We start from the raw sequence: 13069 nt of genomic DNA on the forward strand, positions 1-13069 counted from the left end.
AAAATGGACACACTAAAAAAAATATTTGGCGTTATCTGGATCGTAGCTGCTCTTGTAGTGGGATATTTCGGAATAACGGTCATGGGAATCCCAAAGATCACTTCAGGAAAGCAGGAAGATCTGGTATTCGGGATCATTATTCTGTTTGTTTTGATGCCGATTATCTCCGGAGGATTAGCAATTTTCGGCTACTATTCTTTAACAGGAGAATATTCTGACGATAAAGTCTAACCATAAATCATGAATGATAATTGATAAATGATGAGTTAAGCACCGTCGATTTATCAATTATCATTTATTAATTATCACTTATGAAAAAGAGACACGAACAAAAATTAATCCTCCTGAGCATCGGACTTTTGATTGCATTCAGCATTCCTATTTCATTGCTGTTCAACAGTGAAAAGGAAGTTTTGGGCTATCCGATGATTTTGATTTATGTGTTCGCAGTCTGGATGATTTCCATTATTATTTCTTTTGTAATCGTAAAAAAATATGATGAGTAGTTTTGCGTTATTTATCGTTGTTTTGATCTACCTGGCACTTTTGTTCTTAGTCGCTCATTTGGCGGAGAAGAAAAAAAGCAAAGTCTGGATCAACAATCCTTACATCTACGCGCTGTCTTTAGCAGTGTACTGCACGGCCTGGACGTACTACGGAAGCATTGGCGTTGCAGCTACAAGCGGACTCAATTACCTTCCCATTTATATTGGCCCCATCATGGTAATTCCTGCATGGATCTACATTAATACACGAATTGTAAGAATTTCAAGGGTTAATAAAATAAGCAGTTTGGCAGATTTTATTTCGTTGAGATATGGTAACAGCAGAAGTTTCAGTGCAATTATTACAATCGTCTGTCTTTTGGCGATTGTGCCATACATTGGGTTACAGATCAAAGCGATATCAGAAACTTTTCACTTGGTGACAGAAACTGCTATGTCACAAAATATTCTGACGGACAATGCAACCTTTGTTGTTATTTTAATTGCTTTATTTTCATCCTATTACGGAACGAAATATGTTGATGCTTCAGAAAAACGGTTAGGAATTATTTCAGCTATTGCATTGGAAAGCTTTCTAAAATTATTCTTCATTATTATTTTGGGATTATTCGTAATTTATTATGCTTTTGATGGTTTTTCGGACATTTATGAAAAGGCGAGTAAATTTGAAGATTTTAAACAAAAAAATACCTTCAACGGAATCGAAGGCGCAATGAACTGGATGGTTCTTTGTTTGATTTCAGGAACAGCAATCTGTATTCTTCCGAGACAATTTCACACAGCAATTATTGAGAACAGACAGGAAAAACATATCAAAACAGCTATTTGGTTCTTCCCTTTATATTTATTGATTTTCACCATTTTTATCTTCCCAATCGCTTGGGGAGGAAGATTGATTTTTGCCGGGCAAAACGTTAATCCGGAGTTCTACTCTATTTTAATACCGCAACATTTTGATAATACTTTAATTACTGTTTTGGTTTTTCTTGGAGGGTTAAGTTCTTGTATTTCAATGATCATTATTTCGGCAATTACTTTATCCATCATGCTTTCGAACAATTTGATTATTCCTTACGGTTTGTTGGGAAAATTTAAATCAGAAAATGAAATTCAGAATACCAGAAACATTACCAACATCAGGAAATTCAGCATTTTCGCATTGATTATCATGGCGTTTGGCTTTTATAAATATTTTATTTTAAAAACTTCACTGGATTCTGTTGGTTTGATTTCATTTGTCGTGATCGGGCAATTGGCACCCGCATTTTTCGGCGCATTATTCTGGAGAAGAGGAACCTATAAAGGCGCAGTTATCGGATTGCTGGCAGGATTAGCAATTTGTTATTTTGGATTAATTATTCCACAATATTATTTCTCCTATAATCAAGAATTAAAGGGAGCTTTGAGAGAAATATATAATGCTTTTGATTTTTTCAGCATCTCTTTTTTAAGTAAAATTCCGCAGATTTTCTTTTGGTCAATGCTTGTAAATACCGCTTTATTTGCCATCATTTCTGTTAGTGTGAAGGGGAATTATCGTGAAAGAAATTTCGCCGAGTTATATGTTGATATTGATAAATACATTCAAAATCACGAAAATGCTTTCATCTGGCGCGGAACAGCTTATGTTTCGGATATTAAAAATATTCTGGAACGATTTTTAGGTAAAAATAAAACGGAGCAGGCTTTGAGAATTTTCAATTTAAAATATAATATTGATTCTCAGACAGAAACAGCCGATTCAAGGTTCATTAAATTCTCTGAAAATCTTTTGGCAGGAAGAATCGGAACAGCTTCCGCAAAAATTTTAATTGAAGGTGTAACCAAAGAAGATAAAATATCTTTAAAGGAAGTTTTAAACATTTTAGAGGAATCTAAAGAAAATATTACTTTAAATAAAAAGCTCACCGAACAGTCGGATGAACTCCAAAAACTATCGGATGATTTGCGAAAAGCGAATGAAAGTTTAATCATTAAAGACCATCAGAAGGACGATTTCCTGGATTCCGTGGCTCATGAATTAAGAACTCCAATTACCGCGATTCGTTCGGCCGGAGAAATTTTAGCCGACGACGACGATATTCCTTTAGACATTAAAAGAGAGTTTTTAAATAATATTATCACAGAATCCGACAGATTAAGTGAAATTATTAATGACATTTTGTACCTGGACAAATTGGAGCATGGTGAAATCACCTTACATATCAGGCAAAACAATATTATTGAAACGTATAAAAAAGCTTTAAATCCGCTTCTCCATTTAATTCAACAGAAAGATATCCATATAAGTGAGGTCAATCTTCTGAACCAGTTTTTATATGAATATGACGAAGCAAGGATGATTCAATTATTTCAGAATATTTTAGGAAATGCTTTAAAATTTACAGACGACCAGGGAACAATACAAACTAAATTATCTGAAAGGGAAAGTCAATTGATCATCACCATTTTCAACACAGGAAAACATATTCCTGAAGAAGACCTGGAAATGATATTTGATAAATTTTATCAGTCGAAAAACCAAAATATCCTAAAACCGACAGGAAGCGGACTTGGATTGGCTATTTCGAAGAAAATAGTTCAAGCTCAAGGCGGAACCATAAAAGCAGAAAACAGCGGACTGGGTGTAACTTTCACCATCACCCTTCCCAAAAAAATAAAAGAGATTAAAAATGAAGTTGAACAAAATCAAAACACAATATGAAAAAGATAATCATTGCAGATGATGAACACAAAATTTTAATGTCGCTGGAATACAGTTTCAAGAAAAATGGCTATGATGTCTACATCGCAAGAGACGGAACAGAAGTCTTGGAATTTTTAAAAACAATGATTCCCGACGTCATTCTACTCGATATCATGATGCCCAATCTAGATGGTTACAGCACGTTGGATATTATTAAACAAGACAAAAAATTAAAAGATACAAAAGTCATTTTTCTAAGTGCGAAAAACAATCCGAGAGATATTGAAAAAGGTCTGAAAATGGGAGCTGATGCTTATGTAACGAAACCTTATTCGATTAAAAAACTGATGCAGCAGATTGAGGAAATGTTTGAGTAGAATTTTACACATCGTCATTGCGAACAAAGTGAAGCAATCTCAAAATTTAAACCATTAAGTTTTAAATTCAGAAGTTAAAATTATTAAGAGATTGCTTCGTCACTTCGCTCCTCGCAAAGACAAACACAATAATACAAAAATCAATATGAACCCAGATATTTCATTTAAACAAAGCATAGAAGACAAAGAGAATTTCTGGAAGGAACAGGCTCAGGAAATCAACTGGTTTGAATTTCCCACACAAATTCTTTCTAAAGACCAAAATGATTACACCCAATGGTACTCCGATGGAAAGCTCAATATATGCTATTTGTGTATTGATAAACACGTTGAAGACGGTTTTGGAGAACAGATTGCCATTGTTTACGACTCTCCGGTTACCAAACAAAAAATACAGTACACTTTCAATCAGGCAAAAGAGGAAATTTCAAAATTGGCAGGAGGTTTGGTTTCTCTGGGATTGAAAAAAGGGGATACAGCCGTTGTTTATATGCCGATGATTCCGCAGACGCTTTTTGCAATGTTGGCTTGTGCAAGAATCGGAGTGATTCATAATGTTGTTTTTGGAGGCTTTGCACCTCACGAATTGGTGGTAAGAATTGACGATTGCAAACCAAAAGCATTAATTACAGCAACAGCCGGAGTAGAAATCACCAAGAGAATTCCTTATTTACCATTGGTTGAAAAAGCAATTGAACTCGCTCAGGACAAAGTTGAAAATATTATTGTTTACAACAGAAAATTAATTGATAATCAACACGAAATGTTTGATGGACTAATTGATTATGAAGAATTGGTTCAAAAATCAGAGCCTGCTGACTGTGTTTCTGTTGAATCTACTCACCCACTCTATTTGTTGTATACATCAGGAACAACAGGAAAACCCAAAGGTATTACTCGTGACACAGGAGGTTACGCCACGGCTTTAAAATTTTCCATGAAATATATTTATGGAATTGAAGAGGGAGAAACTTTTTGGGCAGCTTCGGATTTTGGATGGGCGGTTGGTCATAGTTTTTCGGTTTATGGACCTTTAATTAATAGAAATACCACGATTATTTTCGAAGGAAAACCCATTATGACGCCCGATGCAGGAACATTTTGGAGAATAATTTCCGAGTATAAAGTTTCTGCGATGTTTACGGCTCCAACAGCGATTCGAGCCATTAAAAAAGAAGATCCGAACGGAGAACTGGTGAAAAAATATGATTTAAGCCATTTCAAAAAACAGTTTTTGGCAGGAGAAAGATGTGATGTAGCCACTTTGGATTGGTTTGAAAAACATATCGGAGTTCCCGCAATCGATCATTGGTGGCAGACAGAATCAGGCTGGCCGATGTTAGGCTTAATGACGTTTGATGATAATTATAAAATTAAAAGAGCCGCTGCCGGAAAACCAATTCCGGGATACGATATTAAAATTTTTGATGAAAACGGATACGAATTGGATGCTCATCAGGAAGGCTATTTAATTATAAAGCTTCCGCTTCCGCCAGGTTCATTATTGGGAATTTGGAATGATAATGAGCGTTTTCAGGACAGCTATTTGTCACAATATAAAGGTTATTATTTCTCTGGCGACGGAGCCATAAAAGATGAAGACGGTTATATTTTCATCACAGGTCGGGTTGATGATGTGATCAATGTAGCAGGGCACCGACTTTCAACTTCAGAAATGGAAGAAATTGTTTCGTCACATCCCGATGTTGCAGAGTGCGCCGTTGTTGGAATTGATGATGATCTGAAAGGTCAGATTCCTTTTGCAACGGTTGTTTTAAAGAATGGTTCAACAATTTTAGAAGAAGAAGTAGAAAAAGATATTGTAAAAACGGTTCGTGAAAAAATCGGTGCCGTTGCCTGTCTTAAAAATGTGATGATTGTCAAACGTTTGCCGAAAACACGTTCCGGAAAAATTTTAAGAAAGCTCATCAGAACATTATTAGACGGTAAGGAATTTCAGATTCCGTCAACGATTGATGATGAAAAAATCATTGAAGAAATTCAACAAAAAATCGAGGGATATAGGGCTTAAACAGGAAATTAAGCATACATTTAAATTATAAATAAATTCAAATTTCAAAAACGAAAGGGATATGAGAAATTACTTAATAGAAGATCTTCCGCAATATTTTGAAGAGTATAAAAACTCTATTAAAAATCCTAAAAAATTCTGGGACAAAATAGCAGATCAGAACTTCGTATGGTATCAAAGATGGAGTAAGGTTGTGAAGTACGATATGAATGAAGCAAAAATCATCTGGTTTAAAAATGCCAAATTAAATATCACTAAAAACTGTATCGACAGGCACTTAAATGAAAGAGGCGAAAAAACCGCAATCATTTGGGAACCCAACGATCCGAAAGAAGAAGCACAGCATATCTCTTACAACGAATTATACACTCGCGTCAACAAAACAGCCAATATCTTAAGAGATATGGGCATCGAAAAAGGAGACAGAGTCTGCATTTATCTTCCAATGATTCCTGAATTAGCAGTTACAATGTTGGCTTGTGCAAAATTAGGCGCGGTACATTCTGTAATTTTCGCAGGGTTTTCGGCAGCCGCAGTTGCGTCCAGAATTAATGATTGTGAAGCAAAAATGATCATCACATCAGACGGAAGTTATAGAGGAAGCAAGGTTTTAGATCTAAAAAGTATTGTTGATGAAGCGTTGGAAAAAACGCCAACGATTGAGTCTGTTTTAGTTGTAAAAAGAACTCACAACGAGATCAAAATGAAAGAAGGCAGAGATCATTGGATAGCTGATCTTTACGAAAAAGCTTCTCCGGATTTTGTAACCGTAATTATGGATGCAGAAGATCCGCTTTTCATCCTATACACTTCAGGATCAACAGGAAAACCAAAAGGAATGCTTCATACCTGCGCAGGATACTTGGTTTACACTGCCTATACTTTTAAAAATATTTTTAATTATCAGGAAAATGATATTTACTGGTGTACCGCAGACATCGGTTGGATCACCGGACACTCATACATCCTTTACGGGCCGCTTTGTAACGGAGCTACCACCGTAATTTTTGAAGGTGTACCAACTTATCCTGAGCCCGACCGTTTCTGGGAAGTTATTGAAAAACATAAAATTACGCAATTCTACACCGCTCCAACCGCCATTCGTTCATTAGCGAAAGAAAGCGCAGAATGGGTTGATAAACATGATTTGAGTTCATTAAAAGTGATCGGATCTGTTGGTGAACCTATTAATGACGAAGCTTGGCATTGGTTCAATGATCATGTTGGAAGAAAAAAATGTCCTATTGTAGATACCTGGTGGCAGACAGAGACAGGCGGAATTATGATTTCACCACTCCCTTTCATCACTCCGACAAAACCTACATATGCTACTCTACCTCTTCCTGGTGTTCAACCCGTTTTAATGGATGATAAACGCAATGAAATCACAGGAAATCAGGTTACCGGAAATCTTTGTATCCGTTTTCCATGGCCGGGAATTGCAAGAACGATCTGGGGCGACCACCAAAGATATAAAGAAACTTATTTCACTGCTTTTCCGGGGAAATATTTCACTGGTGATGGTGCCTTGAGAGATGAAGTTGGATATTACAGAATTACAGGCCGTGTGGATGATGTTATTATTGTTTCCGGGCACAATTTAGGAACAGCTCCGATTGAAGACAGTATCAACCAACATCCCGCTGTTGCAGAATCCGCAATTGTTGGTTACCCTCACGACATCAAAGGAAATGCTTTATACGGTTATGTTGTTTTAAAAGAAACAGGAGAAAGCCGCCAGAGAGAAAATCTGAAAAAAGAAATCAATCAGTTAATTTCAGATCAGATTGGCCCGATTGCTAAGTTGGGTAAAATTCAGTTTGTTTCCGGGCTTCCTAAAACTCGTTCAGGAAAGATCATGCGTAGAATTTTGAGAAAAATTGCGGAAGGTGATTTTAATAGTTTTGGAGATATTTCAACATTGCTAAATCCTGAAATTGTGGAGGAAATTAAGAACGAAAAAATATAAATTAAGATTGAGATTTTAAAGGTAGATAAAAGTTAACCGAAAACATCCATAGGAACGGGCTTTAGCCCGTTTTTTTTAAGAATCCGGTCAATTGGCTTTAGCCAAAACCTGAATTATAAATTAACAAAAATTTAAACGCACATTCAATAGACAGTTTCATAAATTTTAACAATTAAATATAGATAAAATAATATAATATTAATTTTATTAAATTAAATACAACATATATGAAATTTATTTATTACCTTTAAGTACAATTTAAAAACTATTGCTTATGTCAAATATATTAGCTGGATTATTTGAACATCACAGCGATTACAAACAACTCGAAACTGATCTGGAAAATTCAGGATTTGGAAATTCGGATTACATTGTATATCTCAATGATACACATCATCACCCTCAATACATGACGAGTGTTTGTGTAAAAGATAAAGATCAAATAGACAACGCAAAGAGCATTTTTAGTCAGAATTCTGCAGTAAAAACTTATTTGTTTGAAAATATAAATATAGAACAGGCAGATTATAACAATATCAAAAGGCTCATTGACGCCAGAAACAGAGCGGAAATACACAATAGTCCTGATGTAAAAATAAAAGCTTCAAGCCACGGTATTGACTCTGAAGTAAAATTCTAGTAACAAAATTAAATACTAATAACCGAAAATCCGTAGAACATTCTGCGGATTTTTTAATGCTTTGAAAAGTCGGAAAATTTTCGTATTTTCGTTTAAATATAGGCTTTTACACAAATGAGTTACGATTTAGAACAGGAAAACAAAGAGATTCTTGCTAGATATAAGGATCTGATTTCGAACACCTACAGAACTTTGGATGAGGAAAATAATAAACTTATCCGAAAGGCATTTGATATCGCATTAGATGCCCACAAGGATCAAAGGAGGAAATCCGGCGAACCTTACATCTATCACCCCATTGCCGTTGCGAAAATCGTAGCGACAGAAATTGGTTTGGGAGCAACTTCCATTGCCTGTGCCTTGTTGCACGATGTAATCGAAGATTCGGATTACACTTACGAAGATCTCAAAAAGATATTTGGAGAAAAAATTGCCAATATTGTGAATGGATTAACCAAAATATCCATCATGAATCATCAGAATATCTCCGTACAATCTGAAAATTACAGAAAGCTTTTGCTTACTTTGTCTGAGGATTTCAGGGTTATTCTGATCAAAATTGCCGACCGGCTTCACAATATGCGAACGTTGGAAAGCATGGCGCCCGACAAACAGAAGAAAATAGCTTCTGAAACGGTCTATATTTATGCTCCGATGGCGCACCGTTTAGGTTTGTATAACATTAAATCTGAACTTGAAGATCTTTCTTTAAAATATAATAATCCCGAAGTTTTTAACGAAATCACGGAAAAATTAGAGCTAGCCAAAGAAAACCGTGAAAGATATATTGATGAATTTAAAAAAGAAGCTTCCGAGAGATTAAAGGAAGAAGGATTAAATTTCACCATTAAAGGCCGCGCGAAAGCCATTTCTTCCATTTACAGAAAAATGCTGAAACAGGGAGTTTCCTTCGAGGAAGTATTTGACAATTATGCGATTAGAATTATTTATAAATCTGATGCTAAAAACGAAAAGTTCTTAGCGTGGAAAATTTATTCTATTGTAACAGACGTTTATCACAGTAATCCATCAAGAATGCGTGACTGGATCACCCAGCCCCGCTCTACCGGGTATGAAAGTTTGCATTTAACCGTTCTTGGTCCTGATAAAAAATGGATTGAAGTGCAGATTCGTTCCGAAAGAATGGACGAAATTGCAGAAAAAGGGGTTGCAGCACATTATAAATACAAGGAAGGTTACAAACAAAGCTCTGACGATAAGAATTTTGAAAGATGGGTAACGGAAATCCGTGATGTTCTTGAGCAGCAGCAGGATCTTTCCACGTCTGAACTTTTAGATAATATTAAACTTAATTTATATTCAAAAGAGGTTTTCGTTTTCACTCCAAAAGGGGAAATTAAAATCTTACCGACCAATGCAACGGCTTTAGATTTTGCATTTTCAGTTCACTCCGATCTGGGAATGAAGTGTTTAGGCGCAAAAATCAATGGCAAATTGGTTCCTATTTCTTATGTTCTTCAAAATGGAGATCAGGTTGATATTCTTTCTTCTCAGAATCAAAAACCAAAATTTGACTGGTTAGAATTTGTTGTTACTTCAAAGGCCAAATCAAAGATCAAAGGTTATCTGAATTCTCAAAAAAATCAGTTGGTTGATGAAGGAAAAGAGACTTTACAGAGAAAACTTCGTCATGCAAAAATTAATTTTAATGATGAAGAAATCAACAAACTTCAAAAATTCTTTAACTTAAAAACTTCTCAGGAATTATTCCTGAAATTCCAGACGAACGAACTGGATGCAAGCAGTTTAAGAAAATACATTGAAAGTAAGAATGTATTTAATAATTTACTTTCAAGATTCAGAAAATCTCCGACAAAAAATACGGCTTATATAGAGCCAAAAGAGCAGAATCTTGACATGATCGTCTTCGGAAAAGATGAAGAAAAGCTGAATTATACCTATGCAAAATGCTGTACGGTAATTCCGGGAGACAAAATTTTCGGATTTATTACTATTTCGGAAGGTATAAAAGTTCATAGCGACAATTGTCCAAACGCAATCAATCTTAGAGCGCAATACGACTACAGGGTGATTCCTGCGAAGTGGGTAAATGCTGAAAGCTTCCAGAACAGAGTGAAAATTGAGATCGAAGGTCTCGACAGAATGGGAATGATCAACGATATTACAGCTGTCATAAGCGGTTCTATGGGAATGGATATGAAAAGTATGTCTATTGAATCCAACAACGGAATCTTTACAGGAAATATTAACCTTGAGGTTAAAAACAAGAGTCAGCTTGAAGAAACATTCACAAAACTGAAAGATATTAACGGAGTTTCACGAGTGAGACGATTACAATCATAATATGAATTTATCTGTATATTTTAAAAAATTTTTCAACAACAGTCAGTCATCAGGAATTATACTTATTTTTTGTGTATTAATTTCGTTACTGATTGCAAATTCTTCGGCTGGAGAAGGTTTTCAGCATTTTTTGGATAATGAAATCGGTATCGGTCTTTTTCATTTAAAATACCCTGTCAGCATTTGGATCAATGACGGTTTAATGGCTGTTTTTTTCCTTTTGGTTGGGTTGGAAATTAAAAGAGAGATGGTAGAAGGTGAACTTTCATCTTTTAAAAATGCTTCGCTTCCTATTTTCGCAGCCATCGGAGGGATGGTGGTTCCTGCAGCAATTTACAGTATTTTCAATGCAGGAACAGCTTACGCTAACGGTTGGGGAATACCCATGGCAACGGATATTGCTTTTTCATTGGCGATTATTTCCATGTTGGGAAGCAAAATCCCGAATTCGATTAAAATTTTCCTTGCTGCATTAGCGATTGTTGATGATTTGGGAGCAATTTTGGTTATTGCAATTTTTTATACAGAACAAATTCACTGGACATATTTATTCCTATCTTTTGGAGTAACCGCTTTATTATTTTTATTAAATTTCTTAAAAGTCACCAAAATTATATTTTATATTATTCCGGGACTATTTTTGTGGTATTTCTTACATCATTCAGGAATTCATTCGACCATTGCGGGAGTTTTATTAGCGTTTTCAATTCCGACAAATGCTTCCAACGTAGAAATCTCACCTTTGGAAAAATTAGAACATACATTGCATTTCCCTGTAAGCTTTCTGATCATGCCCATATTTGCTTTAACCAATACCAATATTGCTTTTAATAAGGGAATGATCGAAGGTTTAACAAGCACTTTAGGTTTAGGAATAATTGGAGGATTGATTATAGGAAAATTAATAGGAATTAATCTATTCTCACTAATCGCCATTAAATTTAAGCTAAGTTCACTCCCTCAAAACAGTTCTTGGACCCAAATGATAGGCGTAGGTTTCTTAGCCGGAATTGGTTTCACGATGTCTATTTTCATCGCACTTCTTTCATTTAAAGGAGAAATTGAAATTCAGGATCATGCTAAATTTGCTATTTTAATTGCTTCTTTTTTGGCAGCTTTTTTAGGATACCTTATTTTAAATTTGGGGTCTAAAAAGAAAGAAGTTATAGAGAATTAATTTTTTGTTACCGACCAGGTTCCGTTTAAACTACCCATTTTCCATGTTCCCGATTTACTTTCTAAATTTCCATATAAAGTAAATCCGGAATTAGATGTGGCACTATTTATCGACGAGCCTATAAGTCCTGAATGAAAGGTCTCTTGGTGTCCTTGGGAAATTTTAGTTCCTTCTATTGTTCCGCTTTTACTTATATTTAAAATTAAAGTTCCGCTTTGATCTCCTGAATAGGTTCCACTCCATTTTCCCATGTAAGGAGAGGTATAGTTTTCTTCCTGCTTATCCCGCTCTATTTCGTCAAGAACATGTTGGCATGAAAAGACCGATAGTAATGGAAACATGATTAGTAGGTATTTAATTTTTAATTTCATAGTTTTTATATTTTCATCTGTTTTTTAATCATTATCTTTAGAATAACAACGTGAATCTTCCTTTTTAAGCTCATCAGACAGCAACTTCTCCACTCTTAGTTTTCTAAGAGCCATATTTAATTCATTCCCAAACAACAGAAGATAGACGTTTACATTTACCCAGACCATCAGCAGGATCATACTTCCGATCGATCCGTATAAGACGTTATATCTGGCGATATTTTTAACATACAATGCAAAAAAGTAAGTCGTAACCACAAACAAAACAGTCGTAAGAATTGCACCAGGAACAGCCTGTCTGAATCTCGCAATTTTCACGGTTCCCAGCCAGTAAAATAATGTCAAAAGGATAAAATAAAATAATGGAAATGAAACAAATCCAATGATGCTCGAGAGGTTTTCTACCAACCACGAAATATTAACATCAGGAGTGAATAATTTCATAACAACTTCCACATAATAAACCCCGAAAAGCGACAGAAAAACAATCGTTATGAAGCCTATTGTAATGAAAAATGAAAGGATAAATTCTTTTACATCCGTTAATTTTTCGTCAGAATTTTCATTAAACCCATTGATCAGGGAAAAAGTTCCGTTCGTAGCAAAGATCAAAGCTAAAACGATTGTCAAATTACTTATTCCCTTCATATTAGGAATAATATTATTTTCAATATACCCTCTCACTTCATTTTCCATATGTGATGGAAAAATATTATGAATCAATACTTCAAAAATATAAAACTGAAGTTTATCATAGTGAGGCATATACGGCAAAACCGATAGCAAAAAGAGAAGAAACGGAAATAAACTTAATGTAAAACTCCATGAAATTGATGCCGCTTTTCGTCCAATCTTACCCTTAAAAACTCCCGTAATATAGATCTGAAACATCTGCCACAGCGAAATACCCAACACGGGAATGTGTATATCATCAAAGAATTTTTGAATTTTTAGGATGAATGTGGGAATTTTAAGATTCATAAAGT

Annotated in this window: 11 protein-coding genes; 9 read left to right on the top strand and 2 right to left on the bottom strand. The window is 35.1% G+C overall.

Annotation, left to right across the window (positions count from 1 at the left end; all coding sequences use genetic code 11):
• Positions 1–3: 3 nt before the first annotated feature.
• The 9 genes from BT156_RS17410 (at position 4) to nhaA (ending at position 11712) form a co-directional block, all read left to right on the top strand.
• The gene (locus BT156_RS17410; RefSeq protein WP_072412031.1) at positions 4–231 is read left to right on the top strand and encodes a DUF6814 family protein; all 228 of its coding nucleotides are present in this window, start codon (positions 4–6) and stop codon (positions 229–231) included.
• A gap of 80 nt (positions 232–311) precedes the next feature.
• Positions 312–506 (top strand): hypothetical protein, encoded by a 195-nt coding sequence (locus BT156_RS17415; RefSeq protein WP_072412032.1) that lies wholly within the window; start codon positions 312–314, stop codon positions 504–506.
• Positions 499–3210, top strand: a complete 2712-nt coding sequence (locus BT156_RS17420; protein WP_072412033.1) for an ATP-binding protein — start codon at positions 499–501, stop codon at positions 3208–3210. The genes BT156_RS17415 and BT156_RS17420 overlap by 8 nt, the downstream gene beginning before the upstream one ends.
• Positions 3207–3569, top strand: coding sequence for a response regulator transcription factor (locus BT156_RS17425; protein ID WP_072412034.1), 363 nt, complete (start codon positions 3207–3209; stop codon positions 3567–3569). Before BT156_RS17420 ends, BT156_RS17425 begins: the two co-directional genes overlap by 4 nt.
• A gap of 145 nt (positions 3570–3714) precedes the next feature.
• The gene (locus tag BT156_RS17430) at positions 3715–5601 is read left to right on the top strand and encodes an AMP-binding protein (RefSeq protein ID WP_072412125.1); all 1887 of its coding nucleotides are present in this window, start codon (positions 3715–3717) and stop codon (positions 5599–5601) included.
• A gap of 31 nt (positions 5602–5632) precedes the next feature.
• A complete protein-coding gene (acs, locus tag BT156_RS17435; protein WP_228430179.1) occupies positions 5633–7570 on the top strand; it encodes an acetate--CoA ligase in 1938 nt (645 codons plus the stop codon).
• A gap of 274 nt (positions 7571–7844) precedes the next feature.
• Positions 7845–8210 carry a hypothetical protein gene (locus tag BT156_RS17440; RefSeq protein WP_072412036.1) on the top strand — a complete coding sequence of 122 codons (366 nt, stop codon included), beginning with the start codon at positions 7845–7847 and terminating at the stop codon, positions 8208–8210.
• 114 nt (positions 8211–8324) lie between these two features.
• Positions 8325–10535 carry a RelA/SpoT family protein gene (locus BT156_RS17445; RefSeq protein WP_072412037.1) on the top strand — a complete coding sequence of 737 codons (2211 nt, stop codon included), beginning with the start codon at positions 8325–8327 and terminating at the stop codon, positions 10533–10535.
• A 1-nt stretch (position 10536) separates the two neighbouring features.
• Complete coding sequence (gene nhaA, locus BT156_RS17450) at positions 10537–11712, top strand: Na+/H+ antiporter NhaA (RefSeq protein ID WP_072412039.1); 1176 nt, start codon at positions 10537–10539, stop codon at positions 11710–11712.
• On the opposite strand, the gene BT156_RS17455 is transcribed toward nhaA, so the two are convergent.
• Together BT156_RS17455 and BT156_RS17460 are read right to left on the bottom strand one after the other, a co-directional pair.
• A complete protein-coding gene (locus BT156_RS17455; protein ID WP_072412041.1) occupies positions 11709–12083 on the bottom strand; it encodes a hypothetical protein in 375 nt (124 codons plus the stop codon). The two genes, nhaA and BT156_RS17455, sit on opposite strands and share 4 nt — an antisense overlap.
• Positions 12084–12107: 24 nt before the next feature.
• Positions 12108–13064, bottom strand: a complete 957-nt coding sequence (locus BT156_RS17460; RefSeq protein ID WP_072412043.1) for a YihY/virulence factor BrkB family protein — start codon at positions 13062–13064, stop codon at positions 12108–12110.
• Positions 13065–13069 lie beyond the last annotated feature (5 nt).

It is taken from the genome of Chryseobacterium limigenitum (assembly GCF_900114875.1).
GTDB classification, from domain to species: domain Bacteria; phylum Bacteroidota; class Bacteroidia; order Flavobacteriales; family Weeksellaceae; genus Chryseobacterium; species Chryseobacterium limigenitum.